This is a genomic window from Arthrobacter sp. BL-252-APC-1A (genome assembly GCF_009696625.1).
In the GTDB taxonomy this organism is placed as follows: domain Bacteria; phylum Actinomycetota; class Actinomycetes; order Actinomycetales; family Micrococcaceae; genus Arthrobacter_B.
On record NZ_VULS01000003.1, the window covers coordinates 105048 to 128614 of the forward strand.

Annotated in this window: 20 protein-coding genes and 2 pseudogenes; 10 read left to right on the plus strand and 12 right to left on the minus strand. The window is 62.3% G+C overall.

All coding sequences use genetic code 11. The features are described from left to right. Positions 1-174 precede the first annotated feature (174 nt). From mmsA to FYJ28_RS17275, 6 genes and pseudogenes are all read left to right on the plus strand, one after another. Positions 175-1746: a multiple monosaccharide ABC transporter ATP-binding protein gene (mmsA, locus tag FYJ28_RS05710; RefSeq protein WP_154578592.1), complete on the plus strand. Its 1572-nt coding sequence runs from the start codon at positions 175-177 to the stop codon at positions 1744-1746. After that, a complete protein-coding gene (gene mmsB, locus FYJ28_RS05715) occupies positions 1743-3035 on the plus strand; it encodes a multiple monosaccharide ABC transporter permease (protein ID WP_154578593.1) in 1293 nt (430 codons plus the stop codon). The genes mmsA and mmsB overlap by 4 nt, the downstream gene beginning before the upstream one ends. 67 nt (positions 3036-3102) lie before the next feature. Continuing rightward, positions 3103-4185, plus strand: a complete 1083-nt coding sequence (locus FYJ28_RS05720; RefSeq protein WP_152228767.1) for a substrate-binding domain-containing protein — start codon at positions 3103-3105, stop codon at positions 4183-4185. A 190-nt stretch (positions 4186-4375) separates the two neighbouring features. Next, on the plus strand, positions 4376-5500 hold the full coding sequence (locus FYJ28_RS05725) for a Gfo/Idh/MocA family protein (RefSeq protein WP_154578594.1): 1125 nt from the start codon (positions 4376-4378) through the stop codon (positions 5498-5500). Between the two features lie 325 nt (positions 5501-5825). Beyond that, positions 5826-7295 (plus strand): glutamate--cysteine ligase, encoded by a 1470-nt coding sequence (locus FYJ28_RS05730; RefSeq protein ID WP_154578595.1) that lies wholly within the window; start codon positions 5826-5828, stop codon positions 7293-7295. Between the two features lie 202 nt (positions 7296-7497). Continuing rightward, positions 7498-7890, plus strand: a pseudogene (locus FYJ28_RS17275) (Hsp20/alpha crystallin family protein); the annotation flags it as partial. Positions 7891-8376: 486 nt separating this feature from the next. On the opposite strand, the gene FYJ28_RS05740 reads toward FYJ28_RS17275, so the two are convergent. Continuing rightward, a complete protein-coding gene (locus FYJ28_RS05740; RefSeq protein ID WP_082413390.1) occupies positions 8377-9597 on the minus strand; it encodes an NADP-dependent isocitrate dehydrogenase in 1221 nt (406 codons plus the stop codon). A 172-nt stretch (positions 9598-9769) separates the two neighbouring features. Beyond that, positions 9770-11383 carry a bifunctional phosphoribosylaminoimidazolecarboxamide formyltransferase/IMP cyclohydrolase gene (gene purH, locus FYJ28_RS05745; RefSeq protein WP_055240191.1) on the minus strand — a complete coding sequence of 538 codons (1614 nt, stop codon included), beginning with the start codon at positions 11381-11383 and terminating at the stop codon, positions 9770-9772. Positions 11384-11658: 275 nt separating this feature from the next. On the opposite strand from purH, the gene FYJ28_RS05750 reads away from it, so the two are divergent. Then, the gene (locus FYJ28_RS05750) at positions 11659-13011 is read left to right on the plus strand and encodes an MFS transporter (RefSeq protein ID WP_154578597.1); all 1353 of its coding nucleotides are present in this window, start codon (positions 11659-11661) and stop codon (positions 13009-13011) included. A gap of 101 nt (positions 13012-13112) precedes the next feature. Here the strand turns inward: FYJ28_RS05750 and purN are convergent, their stop codons facing one another. Then, the gene (gene purN, locus FYJ28_RS05755) at positions 13113-13691 is read right to left on the minus strand and encodes a phosphoribosylglycinamide formyltransferase (RefSeq protein WP_055240189.1); all 579 of its coding nucleotides are present in this window, start codon (positions 13689-13691) and stop codon (positions 13113-13115) included. A 39-nt stretch (positions 13692-13730) separates the two neighbouring features. Here purN and FYJ28_RS05760 point away from each other — a divergent pair, with 39 nt between their 5' ends. Continuing rightward, complete coding sequence (locus FYJ28_RS05760) at positions 13731-14174, plus strand: hypothetical protein (protein ID WP_152969895.1); 444 nt, start codon at positions 13731-13733, stop codon at positions 14172-14174. A gap of 256 nt (positions 14175-14430) precedes the next feature. On the opposite strand, the gene FYJ28_RS05765 is transcribed toward FYJ28_RS05760, so the two are convergent. The 5 genes and pseudogenes from FYJ28_RS05765 to FYJ28_RS05775 form a co-directional block, all read right to left on the minus strand. Next, positions 14431-15750, minus strand: coding sequence for a cell division protein PerM (locus tag FYJ28_RS05765; RefSeq protein WP_154578598.1), 1320 nt, complete (start codon positions 15748-15750; stop codon positions 14431-14433). Between the two features lie 168 nt (positions 15751-15918). After that, complete coding sequence (locus FYJ28_RS17685; RefSeq protein WP_442778579.1) at positions 15919-16572, minus strand: HNH endonuclease; 654 nt, start codon at positions 16570-16572, stop codon at positions 15919-15921. Further along, positions 16536-16820 carry a hypothetical protein gene (locus tag FYJ28_RS17280; RefSeq protein WP_229780288.1) on the minus strand — a complete coding sequence of 95 codons (285 nt, stop codon included), beginning with the start codon at positions 16818-16820 and terminating at the stop codon, positions 16536-16538. Before FYJ28_RS17280 ends, FYJ28_RS17685 begins: the two co-directional genes overlap by 37 nt. Further along, positions 16819-18060 (minus strand): annotated as a pseudogene (locus FYJ28_RS17690) (DUF222 domain-containing protein); the annotation flags it as partial. The gene FYJ28_RS17280 and the pseudogene FYJ28_RS17690, both read right to left, overlap by 2 nt. 277 nt (positions 18061-18337) lie before the next feature. Then, positions 18338-19090, minus strand: a complete 753-nt coding sequence (locus tag FYJ28_RS05775) for a sulfite exporter TauE/SafE family protein (protein WP_055240184.1) — start codon at positions 19088-19090, stop codon at positions 18338-18340. 22 nt (positions 19091-19112) lie between these two features. Between FYJ28_RS05775 and FYJ28_RS05780 the strand changes: the two genes are divergently transcribed. Next, complete coding sequence (locus FYJ28_RS05780) at positions 19113-19742, plus strand: DUF1684 domain-containing protein (RefSeq protein ID WP_154578600.1); 630 nt, start codon at positions 19113-19115, stop codon at positions 19740-19742. A gap of 10 nt (positions 19743-19752) precedes the next feature. Further along, complete coding sequence (locus FYJ28_RS05785) at positions 19753-20541, plus strand: MSMEG_6728 family protein (RefSeq protein ID WP_326831538.1); 789 nt, start codon at positions 19753-19755, stop codon at positions 20539-20541. Between the two features lie 108 nt (positions 20542-20649). Here the strand turns inward: FYJ28_RS05785 and FYJ28_RS17615 are convergent, their stop codons facing one another. From FYJ28_RS17615 to FYJ28_RS05805, 4 genes are all read right to left on the minus strand, one after another. Continuing rightward, positions 20650-21159, minus strand: coding sequence for a DUF6318 family protein (locus tag FYJ28_RS17615; protein WP_154578601.1), 510 nt, complete (start codon positions 21157-21159; stop codon positions 20650-20652). A gap of 235 nt (positions 21160-21394) precedes the next feature. Beyond that, positions 21395-22045: a DUF6318 family protein gene (locus FYJ28_RS17515; RefSeq protein ID WP_268234985.1), complete on the minus strand. Its 651-nt coding sequence runs from the start codon at positions 22043-22045 to the stop codon at positions 21395-21397. 262 nt (positions 22046-22307) lie between these two features. Beyond that, positions 22308-22949: a DUF6318 family protein gene (locus FYJ28_RS05800; RefSeq protein ID WP_326831539.1), complete on the minus strand. Its 642-nt coding sequence runs from the start codon at positions 22947-22949 to the stop codon at positions 22308-22310. 58 nt (positions 22950-23007) lie between these two features. After that, positions 23008-23385 carry a hypothetical protein gene (locus tag FYJ28_RS05805; protein WP_229780289.1) on the minus strand — a complete coding sequence of 126 codons (378 nt, stop codon included), beginning with the start codon at positions 23383-23385 and terminating at the stop codon, positions 23008-23010. Positions 23386-23567 lie beyond the last annotated feature (182 nt).

Genomic DNA, 23567 nt, shown 5'->3' on the forward strand with positions numbered 1-23567 from the left:
GTGTTCAAGACTCGACGACAAGTACGGATTACGAGTTTACTTCTCTATCGACCCTCATTTTGGGTTTTGGCACGACAAAGAAGTCACAACGGGAGGCACTTATGCGAGCAGCAGTCGCAGCTCGGGCAACTGGAGCGCTCAGCGCCCAGTGCCCCTACGGCAGGGAAATCACACATGCCGCATAACCACACCCTCCTGGAAATGCGTTCCATCACCAAGGAATTTCCCGGCGTCAAGGCGCTTTCAGAGGTCTCCATTACCGTAAAGGCGGGCGAGATCCACGCCATTTGCGGTGAAAACGGGGCCGGCAAATCCACCCTCATGAAGGTTCTCTCCGGGGTCTACCCGTACGGGACCTACACGGGCGAGATCATCTACCAGGGCGAGGAAGTCCAGTTCAAGGACATCCGTTCCTCCGAAGCCGCAGGCATTGTCATCATCCACCAGGAACTGGCACTGATCCCGGAGCTCTCCATCGCGGAGAACATCTTCCTGGGCAACGAACCCCGCCGGTTCGGCATCATCGACTGGGACAAGGCGAACCTCGAAGCTTCCGAGCTCATGGCCCGCGTAGGCCTGGACGAGGATCCCACCACGCCCATCAAGGACATCGGCGTCGGCAAGCAGCAGCTGGTGGAAATCGCCAAGGCCCTGAGCAAGCGGGTTAAGCTGCTCATCCTCGACGAGCCGACGGCTGCGCTGAATGAGACGGATTCCCAGCACCTGCTGGACCTGATGGCAGGGCTTCGTTCCAAGGGCATCAGCTGCATCATGATCTCCCACAAGCTCAACGAAATTGAGCAGATCGCGGATTCGATCACCATCATCCGCGACGGCAAGTCCATCGAGACCATCGACGTCGCAGCTGACGGCGCGGACGAAGACCGCATCATCAAGGGCATGGTCGGCCGGTCGCTGGAATCCCGCTTCCCCGACCACACCCCCAGCATCGGCGAGGTGTTCTTCGAGGTCCGGGACTGGACCGTTGGGCACCCCACGGTGGCGGACCGCCTGGTCTGCAAGGGCTCCAATTTCCACGTCCGCCGCGGCGAGATTGTGGGCTTTGCCGGACTTATGGGCGCCGGGCGCACCGAACTTGCACGTTCGCTGTTCGGCCGGTCCTACGGAAACTTCATCAGCGGCCAAATCATCAAGGACGGCAAGGAAATCGTCCTCAAGACCGTTCCGCAGGCAATCAACCACGGCTTGGCCTACGTTACTGAGGACCGCAAGACGCTGGGGCTGAACCTGCTCGATGACATCAAGGCCACCACCGTCGCCTCAAACCTGAAGAAAATCACCAGGGGCGTCGTCGTCGACAAGGACGAAGAATACCGTTACGCCGAGGAATACCGCCGCAGCCTGCGGACCAAGGCTCCCACGGTGGATGAAGGCGTTTCCAAGCTCTCCGGCGGCAACCAGCAAAAGGTTGTCCTGGCCAAGTGGATGTTCACCGACCCGGACCTGCTGATCCTGGATGAGCCCACCCGCGGCATCGACGTCGGCGCGAAGTACGAGATCTACGGGATCATCCAGCAGCTCGCCAACCAGGGCAAAGGCGTGATCGTGATTTCTTCCGAACTCCCCGAACTCCTTGGTCTCTCCGACCGCATCTACACCATTTTCGAAGGCGCCATCACCGGCGAGGTTGCCAAGGCTGAAGCCAGCCAGGAAAACCTCATGAGGCTCATGACCTCCGCCGGCAAGCAAACCTCCGACTACGCCACTCAAGGACCCCTCTCATGAAAGCAGTCAAACAGCTCCTGAGCGGCAACGGCCGCCAGCTCGGCATGATCTTTGCCCTCGTTGTCCTGATCGGCCTCTTCCAGTGGCTGACCGGCGGCAAGACCCTGACGCCCACGAACATGATCAACCTGTTCAACGGCAACTCCTACATCCTGATCCTGGCCGTTGGCATGGTCTTCGTGATCATTGCCGGGCACATCGACCTCTCGGTCGGTTCCGTGGCGGCGTTCACCGGAATCCTGGTGGCCCTGGCCATGCGGGACTGGGGCATTCCCTGGTGGGGCGGCATCCTGCTCGGCCTGGTCATCGGTGCCGCCATCGGAGCCTGGCAGGGCTTCTGGGTGGCATATGTGGGAATTCCGGCGTTCATCGTGACGCTGGCCGGCATGCTGATCTTCCGGGGCGCCAACCAGTGGGTCGGCAAGTCCAACACCGTTCCCGTACCGCAGGAATTCCAGTTCATTGGTGCCGGCTACCTGCCTGAAGTTGGCCCCAACACGGGCTTCAACAACCTGACCCTCCTGCTGGGCCTGCTCCTCGCCGCCTTCGTAGTCGTGGGCGAGCTGCGCCGCCGCGCCAAGACTGTGAAGATTGGCTCCGTCAATCCCCCGGCCTGGGTCGCTGTGACCAAGACCGGCCTGCTGGTTGCTGCCATCCTCTACGCAACGTACCTGTTCTCCACCGGCCGTCCGGGCACCTCCTTCCCGGTCTCGGGCATCATTTTGGCCATCCTGGTGATCCTGTACGTGTTCATCTCCACGAAGACCGTGATCGGCCGCCATGTCTACGCGGTGGGCGGCAACCTGCACGCCGCTGAGCTCTCCGGCGTGCAGAGCAAGAAGGTCAACTTCCTGGTCATGATGAACATGTCCATCCTGGCCGCGCTGGCCGGAATGATCTTCGTTGCCCGCTCCACCGCCTCCGGTCCCTTCGACGGCACCGGCTGGGAACTGGACGCAATTGCGGCCGTGTTCATCGGCGGCGCCGCAGTGTCCGGCGGTGTCGGCACCGTGGTTGGCTCGATCGTCGGCGGCCTGGTCATGGCAGTCCTGAACAACGGCCTGCAGCTCCTGGGTATTGGCGCCGACCTGACCTCGATCATCAAGGGCCTGGTCCTGCTGATCGCCGTCGCACTGGACGTCTACAACAAGAGCCAGGGCAAGCCGTCCATCATCGGCATGATGATGAAGAACTTCGGTTCCAAGGACAAGCTGACCGTTCCGGCTCCCGTGAACCCCAAGCCTGAAATGCCCACCGGCACCAAGTCCACCATCGGAACGGATGCCTAAGCCCCACCGGGCCCATTAATCCGCACCACGAAATACCACCGCTCCACCAATCAAGAGAAGGAACACCATGCGCAAGTTCGCAAAGTCATTTGCCGTCGTCGCCACGGTGGCAGCACTGTCGCTGTCCGCCTGCGGCCGTGCCGACGAGTCCGCTTCCGGCGAAGCAGCCGGTTTCGAAGAAGGTTCGGCAATCGGCGTCGCGCTGCCCCAGAAGACCTCGGAAAACTGGGTCCTCGCAGAAGGCCTGTTCAACGACGGCCTGAAGGAAGCCGGCTATGAGCCGCAGGTCCAGTTCGCCAACGGCGGCGTCTCCGAGCAGCAGAACCAGATCAGCTCCATGATCACCAACGGTGTCAAGGTCCTGGTTGTCGGTGCCATCGACGGCGCCCAGCTCGGTTCCCAGCTGCAGGAAGCCAAGGATGCCGGCATCACCGTCATCGCCTATGACCGCCTGCTGACCAACACCGAGAACGTCGACTACTACGTCGCCTACGACAACTTCCAGGTCGGCCAGCTGCAGGGCCAGGCCCTGCTGGATGGAATGAAGGCCAACAAGCCCGAAGGCCCGTGGAACATCGAACTGTTCGCCGGCTCCCCCGATGATGCCAACGCACAGGTCTTCTTCGACGGCGCAATGGACGTACTGAAGCCGGAAATCGAAGCCGGCAACCTTAACGTTGTTTCCGGCCAGACCGAATTCAACCAGGCTGTTACCCAGGGCTGGAAGGCCGAGAACGCCCAGAAGCGCATGGACACCCTGCTCTCGGGTTCCTACGGTTCGGAAGAGCTGGACGGCGTCCTCTCCCCCAATGACACCCTGGCCCGCGCCATCCTGACCTCCGTTGCAGCTGCCGGCAAGCCGGTTCCGGTTGTCACCGGCCAGGACTCCGAGGTTGAATCCGTGAAGTCCATCATGGAAGGCGTCCAGTACTCCACCATCAACAAGGACACCCGTGCCCTGGTGAACCACACCATCGACATGGTCAAGGGTCTCGGTGCCGGCGAAGAGCTGGAAATCAACGACGACGAGTCCTACGACAACGGCGTGAAGGTTGTTCCGGCATACCTGCTGGAACCGCAGATCGTCACCAAGGACAACGCTGCCGAGGCTTACGCCAACGATCCGACTCTGGCCGAACTGGTCAAGTAGTCCACAGCGCTGACGCGTACGGCCCGGGCTGTCTTCTTTGCGGAAGGCAGCCCGGGCTTTTCCGTGCCGCACAATCAATCAAACCGTCGGCAGGTGAGCCTTGGGACTGGGCAGTTTACGGCCCGGACAATAAGGTAGTTCTATTGCCGAGACACTAGCTGGCCAAGCCACTGACCGAGAGCCGAGGAATATGAGCGCCCCGCAGTTTATTCGCACACCGCCGTGCGTCCTTCAAGGAGCTCCCAGCCCGGTACAGGCCACCGGCCGTACCCTGCGGTGGGGAGTGGTTGCCACCGGCCGTATCGCGGCCCGGGTCACTGAAGACATCGCCCGGCTCGAGGACGCCGTCCTGCAAGCCGTCAGCTCACGTTCCGAGGTCACTGCGGTGGAATTCGCTGACCGGTTCGGCTTCGCGACCAGCTACTGCGACGACGAGCTCCGGGGCCCGGGGTACACACAGCTCTTCGCCGATCCGGAGGTTGACGTTGTCTACATTGCGTCTCCGCATGCCCAGCATTACGAGCTGACCCGCGAGGCTCTCGAGGCCGGCAAGCATGTGCTCTGCGAAAAGTCGATCACCATCAATGCTGCGGAAATGGCGGACCTGATGGAGGTCGCTTCCCGGCGCGGAGTATTCCTGATGGAGGCCGCCTGGAGCCGCTTCCTGCCCTGCATCAACCGGCTCTGGGAGATCCTCTCCAGCGGGGAGCTGGGCCAGATCCACTGGGTCCAGGCCGATCTTGGCTTCCCGGCTCCGTATGACCCCGCCAGCAGGCTGTGGGACCCGGCTGCCGGCGGCGGCGCACTGCTGGACCTTACGATCTACCCGCTGACCATGGCTGTGGGTGCGCTCGGGTTCCCGCAGCGGATCCAGGCCACCGGGTCTTTGAACGGCGACGGTGTTGATACGCAGAACGCCATTACCCTGGGCTACGATTCGGGTGCTCTGGCCCAGCTCACCTCCTCCCTGCTCTCTTCAGGTCCGCGCACGGCGACCATCTCCGGGTCGGAAGGCTGGATCCGCACGGGAGCTCCCCTGCACAATCCCGTGGAACTGCACATCCAGCAGCACATGGGTCCCTCCCGTGTGGAGCGTTTCCAGCAGGTGGGCAACGGGTACACCTATGAGCTTCGGGAAGTAACCCGCTGCATCCAGGAAGGCCTGACGGAGAGCCCGACCATGCCGTGGGACGATTCGCTGCAGACCATGCAGCTCTTCGACGAAGTCCGGGCACAGCTGGGCGTCCGGTATCCGAATGACGACCGCAGGCTCGCTTCGCTGGAGCCGCTCAGCAAACTCTCGGACTCCGTTTAGTCCCGCGCAGGATCGGTTAGTCCCGCGCAGGATCGGCAACTCATTTCGCAACCAAGTGTGAAGGGGCGCCGCGTCCCGCCCGCCGGCTGCCGGGCTGCGACGGCGGCTCGCGCCGTCGGGGTGCGCCGTGGGGTCGCGCCGTCGGGGTGCGACGGCGGGCCGCGCCGTCGGGGTGCGACGGCGGGCCGCGCCGTCGGGGTGCAAGATAGGCTGCACGATAGGCTGCACGGTCCGGAACTGGACGTTCCGGAGCGTGCAGCCACTTTTCTAAATGCGGCCCTTCCAGACGCTATACACAGCCACTGTGCCGTGGTTACCTTCATCCATGGGAACAGAGGTCAATGCCAGGTCTTTCACGCGAGAAGAGCGGACCCGGTACCGGGCGCGCCTGCTGGAGAATCTCGACCGTTTTGCGGGTTTTCTGGGAACTGCTGAGTTCGCGGACACCGGCAGCATCGGCGTCGAACTAGAACTCAACCTGACCAATGACGACTTCTCCCCTGCCCTCCGGAACTCCTCAGTGCTTGATGAGATTGCAGATCCGGCGTTCCAAACGGAAATGGGTGCCTTCAACATCGAAATGAACCACCCTGCCCTTTCCATCGGAGGGCGGGGGCTGCTGGACCTGGAGAAAAGCCTGCGCCGGCAGCTCAACCGGGCCGATGAACTGGCTGCAAAGGCCGAAGCGAATATCCTGATGGTCGGCATTCTTCCCACGCTCAGCAATTCAGTGCTCGACGGCGATGCCTGGATCAGCGCCGGGGCGCGCTACGCAGCCCTGAACACCTCCGTACTTCAGGCCCGCGGTGAGGACGTGTACCTGTCGCTGAACGGACTTGAATCCCTGACGCAGTATGCCAAGAACATAGCCCCGGAAGCCGCCTGCACCTCCCTGCAGCTTCATCTGGAGGTGAGCCCGGCAGAATTCGCACCGGCCTGGAACGCCGCGCAGCTTATCGCCGGCCCGCAGGTGGCCCTGGCAGCCAACTCACCCATTTTCCTTGAGCACGTGCTGTGGCAGGAGACCCGGATTGAACTGTTCAAGCAGGCTATAGACACCCGTCCGCCGGAGATGCGCAACCAGGGTGTCCGGCCCCGCGTTTGGTTTGGCGAACGGTGGATCACCTCGATCTTCGACCTCTTCGAGGAGAACGTCCGCTACTTCCCCGCGCTGCTGCCCGAACTGTCCGCAGCCAGCTCCGGTTCCACGGAAGCGGGGGCACCGCTGCTGCCCGAACTCCGGCTGCACAACGGCACCGTGTACCGCTGGAACCGGCCCATCTACGATCCCGGAGCCGACACCCCGAACCTGCGGCTGGAAAACCGGGTGCTCCCCGCCGGGCCCACGGTGCTGGATGTGACCGCAAACGCTGCGTTCTTCTACGGACTGGTCCAGAAACTGCGGACCGCGGACCGTCCGCTGTGGACCCGGACCGCTTTCAAGACCGCCGCGGACAATTTCCTGGCCTGCTCCCGGCTGGGAGTGGATGCATCCGTGTACTGGCCCGGTATTGGCGACATCCCGGTGGCGGAGCTGGTGGTACGGCATCTGGTGCCCGTGGCTGCTGAGGGGCTGCGTGAGCTCGGTGTTGAGGACGCGCTGATCGAGCGCTACCTGACGGTGATCCGGGAGAGGGCCCGGACAGAGCAGAACGGTTCTGCGTGGCAGATCTCGGTCCTGGGAAAGCTGGAAGCCGAGGGATACGACAGGGCTTCTGCACTGGCTGAGATGACCCGTCGTTACTGGCACCATATGCACAGCAATGAACCCGTTCATCTCTGGCCGGTGGACTAAACGTGCCGCGGCCTGCGGGGAAATCGATCTTCCTCAAACGCCGCCGTTTTCGGTGGTGACCTCTAGCACTCGCAAATGCCGACTGCTAATCTTGAACCATTCTTGAGCGTACAAGACTCAAGTTGTCGACCCTTCGTTATTCCTGTCAGTGAAGAACACATCCACCCGTCCTGGCGGGACGGGTGAAAAGGAGTTGATGAGAATGGCCATGAAATTCGATCCTTTCCGCGAACTGGACCGCATGGCAGGCGCCCTTCTGGATCCCCGGCAGCGGCTGCGGCTGATGCCGATCGATCTTTACCGTGAAGGCGACCACTACATCCTGAATGCAGACCTGCCTGGTATTGATCCGGGATCGGTCGACGTTGATGTGGACGGCCAGCTGCTCACGATTCGGGCTGAGCGAACCATCCATGTGCCGGAGGGTGCCACCTGGCTGACCCGCGAGCGTGAATCCGGCACGTTCCTGCGCCAGCTGAATCTTGGCCAGGGCATCAATATTGAAGGCATTTCGGCCAAGTACGAGAACGGTGTCCTGAGCGTCTTCATCCCCGTGAGCGAACGGTCAAAGCCGCGCAAGATCCAGGTTTCCTCCTCCTACACGGGTGACAGCAATGTCATCAGCGGAGAATCCGAGACGGTCAGCTCCTCGGTCTCCGGATCCAGTTCCGGCTCCAGCGGGTCCGGCAGCGGCTCGGGATCCGGCATGGGCGGTTCCGGGAGTTCCGGCGGCTCCGGCTCCGGCATGGGTTCCGGCGGTTCCGGATCCTCAGGTTCAGGCGGTATGGACTCAGGCTCCGGGAGCTCGGGTTCCTAGTCCTCAACCCGCTCCTGACGTGCCACAGTGAGCTCGCAGGCAGTGCAGTGAGCTCACGAGGCGCCTGAGTGAGTACGCCGGTCGGGCCGGGTTAGGCGGCTTTAATACTCCAAGCGAGCTCTGCGGGCGAAGGAGTTTCGTTGCCGCCGTTCGGGCCCGCCCGGCCCGCCCGGCGGGCCCGGAACGCCCTCACCAAAACAGCAGCCAGCCCCGGTCCTTTCCGGACCGGGGCTGGCTGCTGTTTACTGCGCTATAGCTTGGGTCTTAGCCCAGGCGCACCTTGAGGTTCTCGTCCAGTGCGGCGAGGAACTCTTCGGTGGTCAGGTACGGCTGGTCGGGTCCGACCAGCAGCGCCAGGTCCTTGGTCATCTTGCCGGATTCCACAGTCTTGACGACGACGTCTTCAAGGGTCTGCGCGAAGTTGATGACCTCGGGGGTGTTGTCCAGCTTGCCGCGGTGCATCAGGCCACGGGTCCACGCGAAGATCGAAGCGATCGGGTTGGTGGAGGTGGGCTTGCCCTGCTGGTGCTGGCGGTAGTGACGGGTCACGGTACCGTGTGCAGCTTCGGCCTCAACGGTCTTGCCGTCCGGGGTCATCAGCACGGAGGTCATGAGGCCCAGCGAGCCGAAGCCCTGGGCAACCGTGTCCGACTGGACGTCGCCGTCGTAGTTCTTGCAGGCCCAGACGTAGCCGCCTTCCCACTTCATTGCGGAGGCAACCATGTCATCGATCAGGCGGTGCTCGTAGGTGAGGCCGGCCGCTTCGAACTGGTCCTTGAACTCGGCGTCGAAGACTTCCTGGAACAGATCCTTGAACTGGCCGTCGTAGGCCTTCAGGATCGTGTTCTTGGTGGAGAGGTACACCGGGTAGTTGCGCTGCAGGCCGTAGGCGAAGGATGCCCGCGCGAAGTCCTTGATGGACTCGTTGAAGTTGTACATGCCCATGGCCACGCCGCCCTCTTCGGGGTACGTAACAACGGTCTGCTTGATTTCTTCGCCGCCGTCAGCCGGGGTGTAGGTCAGGGTCAGGGTGCCGGCACCCGGAACCTTGAAGTTGGTGGCCTTGTACTGGTCGCCGTGGGCGTGGCGGCCAATGATGATCGGCTTGTTCCAGCCCGGAACCAGGCGCGGGATGTTGGAGATGATGATCGGTTCGCGGAAGACGACGCCGCCGAGGATGTTGCGGATAGTTCCGTTCGGGGAAACCCACATCTTCTTCAGGCCGAATTCTTCAACGCGGGCCTCATCGGGGGTGATGGTTGCGCACTTGACGCCCACGCCGTGTTCCTTGATGGCGTTGGCTGCGTCGATGGTGACCTGGTCGTCCGTGGCGTCACGGTTCTGGATCGAGAGGTCGTAGTACTTCAGGTCTACGTCCAGGTACGGGTTGATCAGGCGGTCCTTGATGAACTGCCAGATGATCCGCGTCATCTCGTCGCCGTCGAGCTCTACGACAGAGCCCACAACCTTGATTTTGTCAGCCACACGGTCTCCTTGTGGAATGGGGGTCCGGACATGGCTTTAGACATGCGGGGACCCGGCTTTTGGGTCTGGTTTCTGTGTCCAACTATGCCACAGCGCAGATGCGCTCCCTAAACCGCGGGCCGCATGCGGACATGATCCGTGCGGCCCGCGGCCGGGCGTGGCTGGAGTGTTCCTAGTGGAAGAAGTGGCGTGCGCCGGTGAAGTACATCGGCACACCTGCCGCATTGGCTGCGGCGATGACTTCTTCGTCGCGCACGGATCCGCCCGGCTGGACAACGGCGCGGACGCCGGCGTTCAGCAGGATCTCGAGCCCGTCGGCGAACGGGAAGAAAGCGTCCGACGCCGCTACGGCGCCCCGGGCGCGCTCGTCGTCTGAGCCTGCCAGCGTGTTGGCACGCTCGACGGCCAGCTTGCAGGAATCGACGCGGTTCACTTGGCCCATGCCCACGCCCACCGAGGCACCGTCGCGGGCCAGCAGGATGGCATTCGACTTGGCGGCACGGACTGCCCGCCAGGCGAAAACAAGGTCCGCGAGGGTCTTTTCGTCAGCGGGCTCCCCCGCTGCCAGGGTCCAGTTCGCCGGATCATCGCCTTCGGCTTCAACCGTGTCCGGCTGCTGCATCAGCACGCCGCCGGAGACCTGGCGGAACTCCAGCGGGTTGCGGCCGTAGCCGTCCGGGAGAGTGAGCAGGCGGATGTTCTTCTTCCGGGAGAGGATCTCCACGGCCTCCGGCTCGAAGTCCGGCGCGATGACAACCTCAGTGAAGATGTCCTTGACGGTCTCAGCCATGCCGGCGGTAACCGTGCGGTTCGCCGCAATCACGCCGCCGTAGGCAGAAACCGGGTCGCAGGCGTGCGCCTTCAGGTGGGCGTTGGCGATCGGATCTGCGGCCCCCGGGGAGGCTACGGCCACACCGCACGGGTTGGCGTGCTTGACGACGGCGACTGCCGGCTCATCGAAGTCGAAAGCGGCGCGCAGGGCGGCATCGGCGTCGACGTAGTTGTTGTAGGACATGGCCTTGCCGTGCAGCTGGTCTGCCTGGGCGACGCCGGGCATCGAGTCCTGGTCCGCATAGAGCGCGGCAGCCTGGTGCGGGTTTTCGCCGTAGCGCAGCACCTCGGAACGTTCCAGCGCCATGCCGGTATAGGCGGGCCAGGTGGCTCCTTCTTCGGTGCCGTCGCCGAACTGCGCGGCAGTCCACTTGGCTACGGCTGTGTCATAGGCGGCGGTGTGCGCGAACGCTTCGGCGGCCAGGCGGCGTCGGGCGTTTAGGTCAAAGCCGCCTTCAGCGGCGGCCGCGGTGACAGCGGAGTACTTGGCCGGGTCAACGACGACGGCGACAGAGGGGTGGTTCTTGGCGGCGGCACGGACCATGGAGGGCCCGCCAATGTCGATCTGCTCGACGACGTCGTCCTGCGCGGCCCCGGACTTCACGGTCTCGACGAACGGGTAAAGGTTCACGACCACCAGGTCAAAGGGTTCGATGCCGAGTTCATCCAGCTGGTCGCGGTGATCCTGGCGGCGGCGGTCGGCCAGAATGCCGGCGTGCACGCGCGGGTGGAGGGTTTTGACGCGGCCGTCAAGGCACTCGGCGAAGCCAGTGACTTCAGCAACCTCGGTAACTTCGACGCCGGCCGCGGCGATCTGCTTGGCGGTGGAGCCTGTGGAGACAATGCTGACACCTGCTGCGGAGAGGCCCTGAGCCAGTTCCGTCAGGCCGGTCTTGTCGTAGACCGAGATGAGGGCCCGGCGGATGGGTACACGGTCAAGGGGGGTGTTGCTCACGGGAAGTCACTCCAAGTGGGTATCGGCGAACGATGCACGCGGGCCATCGGCGGGCCCATGGTCGAGTTTATGCCTTGGCCCCTCCCGAGGGAGGTGCAGCGGGTAATACTCGGCGAACTCTGCGTCACCCTTTTTGACCCAGGCTTGCTGGTGGCTTAGCCAGCTTGAATTCCGGTACGTTACGCGCCGCGGATCCTTCCCACGGCCGGGCGTTGTAGAGTGTCCAGCAGTTAGTGCATTTTTGACTATAACTACCGGCGGAAGGCCCTCCCTCAATGACGACGACCCATTCCCTGCCCGCGGGCGACGAGGTGGTACAGAACCTGCCGTGGCGGTGGCGTGTCCAGGGCAGGATCTTTCTCATCGGCGGGCTGGGCTTTATGTTCGATGCCTGGGATGTCACCCTGAACGGCGTCCTGATCCCGCTGCTCTCGGAAGAGTGGAACCTGGTTCCAGCGCAGGCTGCCTGGATTGGCACGGCAAACCTGCTGGGCATGGCGATCGGCGCGTTTTTGTGGGGCTCAATTGCTGATGCGATTGGACGCAAGCAGGCCTTTACCGCCACGCTGCTGATTTTCTCGATCTTCACGGTGGCCGGCGCCTTCGCTCCGGACATCGCCTGGTTCTGTGTCTTTAGGTTCCTGGCCGGCGTGGGGCTGGGCGGGTGCGTTCCGGTGGACTATGCCCTGGTTGGAGAGTTCACCCCGCGTAAACAGCGCGGCCGGGTGCTGACCGCAATGGACGGATGGTGGCCCGTAGGTGCAGCGCTCTGCGGCGTTACTTCCGCGGTCATCATGGCGACCGTCGCGGACTGGCGCTGGACCATGCTGGTTATGGTCATCCCGGCGCTGCTGGTCTTCTGGGTTCGCAGGTCCGTTCCGGAATCCCCGCTGTTCCTGGTCCGCAAGGGCCGCACCGAGGAGGCCAGCGCCGTCATCAATGATCTGATCCGCCGTACGGGAGGAACCCAGACCGAGTGGCGGCTTCCGGAGCCGGAGCCTGCGCAGAAGTTCTCCCTGAAGACCACGGGCAGCCAGCTTGCCGAGCTGTGGCGGTCCAATCCGAAGTCCACGGTGACAGCCTGGTCACTGTTTGTGACCATCCTGCTGGTCTACTACCTGGCCCTGCAGTGGATGCCGAAGATTCTCGTGGATGCGGGCTACGCCGAGTACAAGGCGTTCCTCACGACGTCGGGCATGGCGGCGGTGGGCCTGCTGGGTGTTGTTGCTGCGGCCCTGCTGGTGGAGCGGGTCGGCCGGAAGTGGCTGCTGGGCATTACAGGTCCTGCTGCCGCGGCGTCGCTGGTGGTGGTTGCCCTGGTGGTTGATGTTCCGGCTGCCGCAACGACGTGGCTGCTGATCTACGGCTTTGTGGTGCAGGTGGCCATACCGGTGCTCTACACCTATGTTTCGGAGCTCTACCCCACCCGGCTGCGTGCCAGCGGATTTGGCTGGGCATCCACCGCATCGCGGGTTGGTGCAGGTTTCGGACCGCTGCTTTTTGTATCCGTGCTCTGGCCGTATCTAGGCCTGCCGCTGTCATTTGCCGTGGCCGGACTTCTGGTGCTGGCTGCTGTGCTGTGGATGGCCAGGTTCTCGCCCGAGACTCGGGGTGCTGCACTGGACTAGGGTTCCCGGGGCCGTGGCTGAGGCGGGCGGCGGGTGCCTCGAAGCGGCTCCGGCACCGGGGACTCGAAGCGGCTCCGGCGCCGGGCCGTCCGGATGCCGTATCAGAGTGCCGGGAGTCCTTCTTTGCTGATTTTGCTCAGGGTCTCGATCAGCAGCCGGCGTTCCTGCACCTTGATGCGCTCGTGCAGGGTCTCCTCGGTATCTCCGTCGAGTACCTCTACCGCTGCCTGGGCCAGGATCGGGCCGGTGTCCACTCCGGCGTCGGCAATATGCACCGTGCATCCGGTGACCTTCACTCCGTACGCGAGTGCGTCCCGCACGCCGTGGGCGCCTGGGAATGAAGGCAGCAGTGCGGGATGTGTATTGACGTAGCGTCCTTCGAACGTGTTGATGAAGTGCTCGTCAACAATCCGCATGAATCCGGAGGAGAGGACGACGTCGGGATCATACGAGGCGACTTTCTCGGTCAGCGCGCGGTTCCAGTCTGCTCGCACCGGGTAGTCCTTGAAGTTCACCACGAAGGTTTCATACCCGGCTGCGGCTGCACGCTCAATGCCGTAGGTTGCGTTTCTGTCCGCGCCAACCGCAGCAATTTCGACGTCGAGCTCCCCTGCCGCAACGGCGTCGAGCACTGCCTGGAGGTTGGAGCCGGTGCCTGAAACGAGAACAACAATTCGCATGTGTCAACCTTAGGTCGAAGCGTCGCCTAGGCTTAATCCATGAATAACGACGGCCCTGATGTACGCCCGCGACCGCCGTTTCCCCCGGCAACCCGCAAACCGGAGCCCACTGAGGCACAGTCCAAGGAAGCCCGGTCCTACATGTGGGTGTTTATCGCCCTGCTGCTGGGAATGCTGATCAGCTCAGATCTGGCCCTGCCTTGGAAGCTGCTGCCGCTCATCCTGGGTATTGCCGCCCTGGTGGTCGGAATCATGACCCTTGTGAAGGTTGTCCGGTTTGGCATGGGCGGATTCATGCGCATTGTGGTCTCCATGGGTATTGCCGCTACGGCGTTCATGACCATTGGTCTTGCGGCAATGGTTGCACTGTGGCCGATGACCGAGAAGTACGAGACCTGCATGCAGTCGGCGCTGACGGTGCAGGCCACGGAAACCTGCACCAAGGATTACCTGAGCTTCGGCGGGATGATCTCGCAGCCGTAGCTTGTCCGGTTCCGTGTGACCGGGGCTTTGCTTTCGGGGGCTCTGCAATCGGGGCTGCATGCTCAGAACCCTGGCCCCTTTCCCCGCCTACTCCGACAGCCTTCCACGTTTCCTGGCTAGTATCGGCGCATGACACCCAGTGAACGGCGGTTTATGTGGTTCATCTGCGGTGGTTTCGGTGTTCTGTTTATCGGACTGCTTCTGCTGGTAACGAGCGGTGTCCTCGGGTATGTACTCGACCCTTTAGTACCGGGAACTAGCTGTTCACCCCTGTTGCACCAACCGAAGGACGCCGTGTTTTCTCGCGCTCCAGCCATGGCCCTGCGGCATAGCCGATAACCGCTCCGACAGCCACTTCAGCTGCAACCCAGATTCCAGTCCAGAGCGGATCCGGTCCGATCTCCACGAACCTGCCGATGCCAAGGGATCCGCGGGCAATCAGGGCGATCGCGGCGGCCAGGAGTCCGGAGACAACACCGATTACAACCCCCAGACAAACCGTCGAGGCGGATGCCGTGAACCATCGGGCACGGATCTTGATGGAAAGCCATTCGTCAAAGTGGTTCTCTCCCTCACGCAGGAACCACCACCCGGCCAGGACTCCGGCGGCCACAGGGATGAGGAGAGCGGCATAGGCGAACTCGAGCTGCCCTGTGGGGAGGGCAGCCAGGACCGGGACAGCGGGCAGCGGCCCGACGGTTGTTTCCAGCGGGCTGATCATGCTTCCAGTTCCGATGCTGAAACCCGCGCCGGATGCCCACGCCAGGGTCCAGACGACGAGATTCGGCAGGAGCCCAAGCTGTGCCACCGTGAGCACAATGCCGCCGATGATTCCGGCGTCGAGCTTTTCGTAGACAGTAACGATTTCCGCCCAGCTAATGGTCAGTGCCACCACTAGGAGGACTGCTGACAGCCCAACTGCAGCGGTAATCCCCACGACTCCAGCCCGGATAGCGGCCCAAAGATATGATCCTGCCCAGCGTGAGTGCTGGCTTGTCCGGGCAATCCAGTCGGTCAGGTCTACGCCTATGAGCCGGACCCATGAGCCGGCTTCCACCCTGGCACCAATGATCACCCCTAGTCCGGCCGAGATGAGGGGGATGAGGGCTCCGGCCACGAGGGAGATACTGACATCCTCATTTGCGGAGAAGTACGCTGCACATATTCCCAGAATGGCATATGTACCGAGCGCTCCGAGCAGTGCCTGCCAGAGCTGGTCCGTGTAGGAGGCTCTGGCCAGTCGGCGTCCGGCTCGCCAGCAGAGGAAGAACGGGATCATTGTCAGGCCCAGCGGAATGAGGGAAAGCAGTCCCCCGGAGGGTTCAGGGCCGACCGTTCCTGCCGGGTAGCTCAGTGACAGTGGTACTCCGTGGAGGAGCAGCCAGGCTTGTCCACTCAGGCGTGCCAGTGAGGCGTAGTCCCGGTCTGAAAACCCGTTGGTTGCCCAGACCCCTGTGAGAGGCAGGATGACGACCAGGGCCGACAGCACTGCCGCCTGCCCCAGTTCAAACATTCCCTGCAGCCAGAGCGGCATGGGCAGCACACCCGGTTTCTTCGGGCGTTTCAAGAGTTTCATCGCTTTCTATCGTGCCATTCACCGCCGGTCCTGTTGCTGAGGGTGTGGGCGTGAGTCGAGGCTGGGCTTGAGCATTGCGCCCCGGAAAGGCGGTTGCCCCTGAGAAAGGACGTGGTGCCCTTGGTCTAGAACGCAGTTGCCCTTGATCTGGAACGCAGTTGCCCTTGCCTAGAAGGGAGGTGGATCGTCACTCGGTTGTTGGCTCTGCTGCAGAGGGTCCCGCCGCACTGGGTCTGGCCCCACAACGTCCCGCCGCACTGGATCTGGCCCCACAACGTCCCGCCGCATTGGGGCTGGCCCCACAACGTCCCGCCGCATTGGGGCTGGCCCCACAACGTCCCGCCGCATTGGGGCTGGCCCCTGAGAGAGATAATCCAAAGCCGGATCGGTGACGTAGGTACGCCCGGTGGGTGAGCTCCACACCAAGGTTCCGGCTTCTGGTTGCCGGGCCTTCCAGTGGCCAAGGGTCTTGAACCTGTGGTGCTTGGGGCAGAGGTGTTCCAGGTTCCCATGATCGGTTGGTCCGCCGTGGGAGAAGGGCGTCGTGTGATCGATCTCCGCGTGGGTGACGTTCACTGAACAGCCAGGGAATCTGCACGTTCCATCCCGGGCCTGAAGCCAGCGTTTGAGCCCGGCAGGGATCCGCCGTGTTCGTCCAACGTTGAGGATTTCCCCCGTGTTTGGGTCTTGGAGCAGAGGCGTCCAGTGCAGTGCTTCGAGGATCATGGCGCGTGCGGTCTCGGCACTGACCGGTCCATACCCGTTCAGCTCCGCCGGATGCTCGTCTACGCCGGCGAGAGTGTCTGCGCTGATGAGGACCATAACCTCGGTGCGGACTTTGGAGCGGTTCTGGTTCCGGTGCCGTTCGGCCCGTCTCGGACGTTTACGGGCACTGGTCGCGGTGCCGGTCTCGGTCTGAGCCCCAGTCCCAGTCCCAGTCCCAGTCCCAGTCCCAGTCCCAGTCCCAGTCCCAGTCCCAGTCCCAGTCCCAGTCCCAGTCCCAGTCCCAGTCCCAGTCCCAGTCCCAGTCCCAGTCCCAGTCCCAGAGACTGTACCGGTGTGATGCTCAATCACGGTGCCCGCTCCGTCGCTGGGACCATCGGGGTTTATGTCCCTGGAATCACCTTCCAGGAGAAGCTCAGTAAGGGTGTCGGCACGGAGTTGGTCCATCGTCCGTGGGTCCCCTGCTCGTCTGCCGGCTTTGGCGGCGCCTGTGAGGGCTGCGAACATTGCCTGGCCCTTCTCTGCCGCGATGATCGCGCTGAGGCAGGACATGCCATCGGGCAGCGGCTGGAAGGTTACCCGCCGCCTGTCCTTGGCTTGGCGGTGACGGATCGGGATTAGATCCGGAAACCTTGATTCACGGAGCCGGCGGGCACGCCGGCCGAACCCGGCAGCTGTCCGGCCTTCGGCTGCAGCGAGAAGGTCCCGTTCGAATGCGGCACGCACACTCAGCACAGCGCCGGTGGACAGGGCTCCTGCGGTTCCACCTCCCGGACTGCGTGGATCCCCGTCCTGCCCTGTTCTCATGTCCTCCCCGCCGGCAACACCGGTATTGGCAGAGTCCGAGGATTCGCCACTCTTGTCGCCCCCATCCCGGCCGGCCGGAGCGCCCATGCCATCGAGACCGAGATCCAACTGGCTGGCTTCCCCTGCAGATTGGTCGCCTGCGGTGTCTCCAGTCGCCGGGTCACCGCCATCCAAATTCGCAGTCGTAGCCTCAGGAATGTCAGTGGGAAGGTTGTGGGTTTCTTCGAGGATGATGCGGGCATGCTGGATCGCGATCTTTCCCTCGGCCAGTTGGGTCAGGGTCTGCGGCGCCTCAGTGCACAGACGGGATGATTCGCTGATCAGCTGCATTGCCGTCATGTGCGGAATGTTCAGAACGGTGGATGCTTCGGCAGCTGCCAGGCTCATGGCCAGGGCGGGCTCTTCGCGTCCTGCAGCTTCGGCGATGTCCCGGGCAAAGAGCTCCTCCAAACGGGCTGCCACTCGGGCCTGCTGTGCCTGGGCCCAAGAGATAAGCATGCCCAGACGTTGTAGGGCAGAAACGGTTTCGTCGTAACCCAAAGAATCTGCTCCATGCAGCGTCAGGCGTCCGGTAAATCCCGCCGGCAAAACTGCGGGTTCCCCGGATGCGGGGTCAGCAACAAGTGCAGAGTCCGCATAGAACACGGCATCAGCGGTAGGAGCCGACCCGGAATCCGGACGAAAAGAAGACGGGTAATCGGCACCCGATTCCGCGCCCGGCGCACCGTTTTCATCCCAGTCAGGTGACCGGGAAAACGTGGTGTCCGAGGAGCGGTTCATACCCCTACACTCTCAGCTGCCACTGACATTTCGGGTCCAAATTTGGCTCTTTTCAGGACCACCGATTACGGGTCATTTTCCTGCTTTTCGGACCACGGTGAAACGCACCTACGGGCACCTTGGGCAGTCAATAACTGCCCCTTATCGCTGGCGGGTTAGGCCCCTTCCTGGCGTACCGCCGTCGGGCACGCGGACCGGATCTACTGCGTGCGAGAGAACACCAACCGCGCCCACCGCACAGGCTCCGCACCGCCGTCGGGCACCAGTGACAGCCTGATTACGCCATCAGGTCGATGATGCCCTTGACCATCGCGGCTCCGGCGCCAAGGAAGGCGATTACGATGACTGCGAAGCGGACGTGGTCGTCCCGGATGTGCTTCTGCAGGCGCTCCCCCGCGTAGATTCCGCCAACGATCATGAGACCAATCAGCACCCAGGCAACGACGCTGAACGGAGGCATCTGTCCCGGCTCCATCGTCAGTTTTACGGCCAGGGTGACCGTCGCGATGGTTACGAAGAACGGCTGCAGGGTCGCGGCGAACGGACGCTGCGGCCACCGTGCCATCACCGCGTAGGCGCTTACCGCAGGGCCGCCCACACCAGCCACAGCGTTGGTCACTCCGGAAGCGAAACCGGCTATCGCCTTCGCCGGATTACCGGTGACAACTACCGAATTGCGCGCCAGGATCAGCGACGCGCCAAGCGCCACCAGGACGATTGCACCCACAATCACTGCCATCGGGGCGGCCGGCAAATACACGGCAGCAATTGACGCCGGAACGCTGCCAATGACAGCTGGGATCACGAGCCAGCGGTACATGCTCCAGTCCACGTCCTTCCAGACCCGGAACATGATCAGCAGCGACGAAACCAACCCGCACACATTGACCATCAGCACGCCGGCATGGGCGCCAAGGATAATCACGAGGAACGGCGAAATGAGAAGAGCAAAACCAAGGCCGGCGATCCGCTGGGCCAGCGCCCCGACAAAGATCGAAGCCAGCACAACAATCAACAGTCCCGTAGTCACCCAAACACACTACGCTGGGCCTATGGTTTCCCCAGCTTCGGCACTCCGGACGGCTGACTGGCGCCGTCGCATGTTCGACATATACGCCCAGGTGCGCGCAACCGCGGAGGCTGATTCGCCGTCGTCGGCCCACGATTCGTGGCGCCGTGAACGGGATACGCTCTTTGCCTCGCACCCCGCTTCCCCGCTGAGCGGCGAGGCCAAACAGCGTTTCGGAGGGCTCGCCGTCGCTCCCTATGATCCTGAGCTGCGCTGTTCGGCAGAGATTGACGACGACGGCGCTGGCCAGCAGCTCGAAGTGGCCACCGGAACGGACGGGACGGTCTATTTCGAACGCCTCGGGACCGTTACGACGCCGGTCGGCAGGCTGGCGGTATGGAGGCTGGCGACCTACGGCGGCGGGCTTTTCCTGCCGGTCCGTGACGGACTCGCCGGCACCGATGGCGGAACGTACGGCGGCGGGCGGTATCTGCTGGACACCATCAAGGGCGCTCATCTTGGAGAAGGGCCTGGGGACTCGCTGCTGCTCGACTTCAATTTCCTCTACAACCCTTCGTGCGCCTATGACGAGCGTTGGGCCTGTCCGCTGCCTGGGCCCGACAACCGTCTTGATGTCCCGCTGCTCGCCGGTGAACTGTATGCCGAATACTAGGTTCTGAGCCGTGCAGACGTTCCTTCCCTACGAGAGCTTCCGGCGCAGTGCCGGGGTGCTGGATTCTCCGAGGCTGGGGAAGCAGAGGGTTGAGACCCTGCAGATTCTGCGCGCACTCGTCCTTCCCGACTACGGCTGGCGAAACCATCCGGTCACCCGTATGTGGATGGGTTATGTTCCCGCGCTTGTGGCCTACGGGCTGGCGATGACCGATGCGTGGACCGGCCGCGGATACGCAGATACCGTGAGGCCGCAGCTGGTTGAGTTCGCTCCGGAGGCCGACGGCGGTGAGTTACCGCTGCCGCCCTGGCTCGGCGATGCACAGCTCCACGAGAGCCACCGGTCGAACCTGCTGGCTAAGGATCCCGTTTTTTACGCCGACCTGTTTCCCGGCACTCCCCCGCATCTGCCCTACGTGTGGCCCGATCCCGAAGAACTGGTCCTTCCCGCAGAACCGGGCGGAGACGCGCTGTGGGTTGCCCGTTCCGTTCCAAGCAAGGACGGGCAGGTGATTGAGCTGCCCATGTTGTCCGCCCGCGGTGCGCCGGTGACGGGGAAGAAAGCCCGCCAGCTTGAGCGCTTCCTGGATGAAATGAACGACGGCGATGAGGTTGCCTTACTGGGGTCGGACCGGACTGTCCTGGAGCTGGGAACCGTTGGCGAGGCGTCCCTGACGAATGACACTGCCCAGCGGACGGTTCGTGTTTCGGGCAGTGTGCTGAGGTCAGATTTCGCGTATCCCGCTCTGCTGCAGGATCCTCGGACACTGTTCGCGGTGCCTTATCCGGGCCACCCTTAGACGGCAGGACCGGGCACAGAAACTCCGACTGTCTGGCCCGGATGATCTGTTCATCCGCGTCATCGGTTAGCCCGGCCATCCGGTGAATTCCGCGGTACGAGTTCCTCCTTAGAGACTTACGAGCTCCTCGACGACCCATCCCGCGTCCGTCCACCGGGCTTCGAGCATCTGAACGACCGGATGTTTACTGCCTGGGTGCTCGGTGTACAGAACATCGTTGGGGCCGCGTAGTTCAATCCGATCCTGGCTGAATTGGACCAAGACTTGGTATCGGCCAGCATCGGTCAAAACGTACTCGGAATCCATCCCCCAAACAGTTATCTGGCCGCCGAAAATCCAGTCCGAATTCGCGTATCCATCCGTAATCACCTGCTCGTACCGGGAGCAGTCCCGGCAGTCTCCCAGGGTCTGCGAGCCAATGGGTATTAGATCACCCGATTCATAACCGTAATTCACAAGGTCATACCAGTATCGCGCGAAGGCGATCAGTCCCTCTTTGGATTCGGCTTTCGCTTCCGCTGGCATGTCGGGCAGGGGAACGTTCTCAGCAGGCCCCTTAGCAGAAGCCGGCTTGTAGGTTGCGGAGGGTAGCGGTTTTGCAGAACGTTGCTCGGTCACCTGGTGAGACGACTGTCCTGAAGCCGTTCCTAGATCTTGTGGCGACGAACAACCCGCAGAGACTATGACCACACATGCCAGAAGCGCAGCAAATTTGTGTAAAGGAATCCACGACGAGGTCGTTCCGCTATGGCCGCCGCGGAGGAGTTGAAACGTCCTGCGTCGAGCCGGCCCCAGAGAATGATCCTCTGCTGCAAGCCCTCCCTGTTCCGGCGGGGAAGCCCAGACGCGCACGTCAATCACCCGTGGACTCGGCAAGATGAATGTACCAGCCCTCATTCTCGAACGATACTTCCATTATTTGGAGGAATGAGATTTCATCACCGGGTCGCCGGTCTGCCTGCCCGGCTTCATCCCAATAAGTCATGTCTCGTTGCTTCACTGAGACAAGAACCTGGTAACGCCCCTCTGAAGTCAACTGATACTCGGAATTTAGCGTGACTATTTCAATGTCGCCACCTTGGATCCATCCTCCCCTCCCGTAGACGTCGCCCATCCCGCTGTAGAAATTCTGGCAAGCGAAGCAGTCCGGCCCGCTGACAGCCCGAACGGGTTCAACATCCCCGGTCTCATACCCGTAATTCACCAGCTCATACCAATACCGCGCAAAAGCAATAAGCCCCTCTTTGGACTCCGCCTTCGCTTCCTCAGGCATCACAGGCAAAGGAACATTCTCCGCAGGGCCCTTAGCAGACGCCGGCTTATACGTCGCCGAAGGAGTAGGAGTCGGACTGGGAGAAACAGACTCGCTTACCGAAGGACTCGGAGACTGCGCTGCATCAGCACCAGTATCATCAGCACCGGAACACGCCGAGAGAGCGATCAAAGAACCAGCCAGAGCCAGAGATACCGCAGCAAACCGGCGGCGAACACCAAGACTGGACATCAAAACCCCCGTGGTAGGCAAGGCAGTAAGGCAGCGTGCGGTAGATCCTACTCAAACTGCCGCACAGCATACTGACTTATCCACAGGACGCCACAGAAGATCTACGTCCAGACGGGTTGGCACTCTTGGACGCAATGAAGCGTTCGGTTGGGCGCGGGGTCCCGACATAGGATGAACACCGTAATTTGCGAGTCGACGTCAGTTACACGACCGTCACAATTTTCCACGGCCCTAATGACTTGTTACGTGAAGCATCTGAATTCTATCCCGCGTGATAAATAGTCACTACATCCACGGCAGTCCATGAGCTACTTGCGAATGTGGCTTCGATCATTTGAACAGACGGCAGGTCATTGCCTGGAACTGTCTTGATGAAACCGTTGGCAGCTGTATAGAAGTCGAGGGGTTCCTGAACTATTTGTATGAGGACCTGATAGCGCCCATTATCGGTCAAGGCGTAGGTACTACTAACATCTAGGATTTCGATCTCGGCGCCTGAAACCCACCCCTCCCGGAACCCGCTGGCCACTGTTTTATAGTAGGACTTGCACGCATAGCAGTCCGGCCCGGTGATCTCTCTCAACGGCTCAACGTCGCCTGTTTGGTATCCATAGTTGGCAAGTGCATACCAGTGTCGCGCGAAAGCAATAAGCCCCTCCTTCGACTCGACCTTCGCTTCCTCTGGCATCGCCGGCATCGGAACATTCTCCGCAGGACCCCCAGCTGAAGGAGGCTTATACGTGGCAGAAGCAGACGGCTCCACTGAAGCCGGCGTACTCACCACAGCGTGAGATGGACCCACTTCCGTACCAGGCCCCGCGTTGCTCGAACAACCGGCTGACGCAACTACAAGTGCCACCAGCATAAAGGCCAGCGCCAGCCCACCGCCCTCGATCACGCGCATCAACGCCTGCTACGTCCGACTGGAGCACATCCAGCCGGACCGCTCGACCTAACCGGGCTCAACAACCCACACCGGCCGGATTCACCAGGCAGTTATCTGCAACATTCCTGGACTCTGCACGCCACACACTCACCACCTGCGACGGCGATGCCACCTCAGCACGTCCATCCATCGGAATCATCGGGCCGCCATTGACCGAATACTGTCCGGAGAAGAACGTCGTGATACCCACCGTGAAATCACCAGTCTGCGAATACATGTGGCTGGTTGGCGTCTGTTCGCCCCAGCGTGCTTCCGGCAACGGTCCTCCGGACGTCGACACCGGCCCATAGCTTGTGCCGTCGCCGTAGTTGAAGGTGTACTCCGTAGGCTCCACCTCGATGCGGATGGATTGGCCAAGGAGCTCCATCTCGAAGACCTGGCTGGATGCTTCCACGTACACGTTTGTGTGGGCACCAATGAGTGTGTGAGGACTTGGCTGGAGAGTCATGGTTCCCGGAGTAATAGGTGCTTCCTGGAAAGCCGTAAGTATGGCTTCGCGTAGTCGCTCCTGAAAAGCTGCAGGGTCTTCCGAGTAGATGCAACTCGGGTTGGCACCGAGGCGAGGCCAAGTAGCAG

Excerpts from the sequence above, each read along its gene's own strand:
- mmsA (WP_154578592.1), top strand. The coding sequence starts at position 175 with ATGCCGCATAACCACACCCTCCTGGAAATGCGTTCCATCACCAAGGAA.
- mmsB (WP_154578593.1), top strand. The coding sequence starts at position 1,743 with ATGAAAGCAGTCAAACAGCTCCTGAGCGGCAACGGCCGCCAGCTCGGC.
- FYJ28_RS05720 (WP_152228767.1), top strand. The coding sequence starts at position 3,103 with ATGCGCAAGTTCGCAAAGTCATTTGCCGTCGTCGCCACGGTGGCAGCA.
- FYJ28_RS05725 (WP_154578594.1), top strand. The coding sequence starts at position 4,376 with ATGAGCGCCCCGCAGTTTATTCGCACACCGCCGTGCGTCCTTCAAGGA.
- FYJ28_RS05730 (WP_154578595.1), top strand. The coding sequence starts at position 5,826 with ATGGGAACAGAGGTCAATGCCAGGTCTTTCACGCGAGAAGAGCGGACC.
- FYJ28_RS05750 (WP_154578597.1), top strand. The coding sequence starts at position 11,659 with ATGACGACGACCCATTCCCTGCCCGCGGGCGACGAGGTGGTACAGAAC.
- purN (WP_055240189.1), bottom strand. The coding sequence starts at position 13,691 with ATGCGAATTGTTGTTCTCGTTTCAGGCACCGGCTCCAACCTCCAGGCA.
- FYJ28_RS05760 (WP_152969895.1), top strand. The coding sequence starts at position 13,731 with ATGAATAACGACGGCCCTGATGTACGCCCGCGACCGCCGTTTCCCCCG.
- FYJ28_RS05765 (WP_154578598.1), bottom strand. The coding sequence starts at position 15,750 with ATGAAACTCTTGAAACGCCCGAAGAAACCGGGTGTGCTGCCCATGCCG.
- FYJ28_RS17685 (WP_442778579.1), bottom strand. The coding sequence starts at position 16,572 with ATGGTCCTCATCAGCGCAGACACTCTCGCCGGCGTAGACGAGCATCCG.
- FYJ28_RS05780 (WP_154578600.1), top strand. The coding sequence starts at position 19,113 with ATGGTTTCCCCAGCTTCGGCACTCCGGACGGCTGACTGGCGCCGTCGC.
- FYJ28_RS17515 (WP_268234985.1), bottom strand. The coding sequence starts at position 22,045 with ATGTCCAGTCTTGGTGTTCGCCGCCGGTTTGCTGCGGTATCTCTGGCT.
- FYJ28_RS05800 (WP_326831539.1), bottom strand. The coding sequence starts at position 22,949 with ATGCGCGTGATCGAGGGCGGTGGGCTGGCGCTGGCCTTTATGCTGGTG.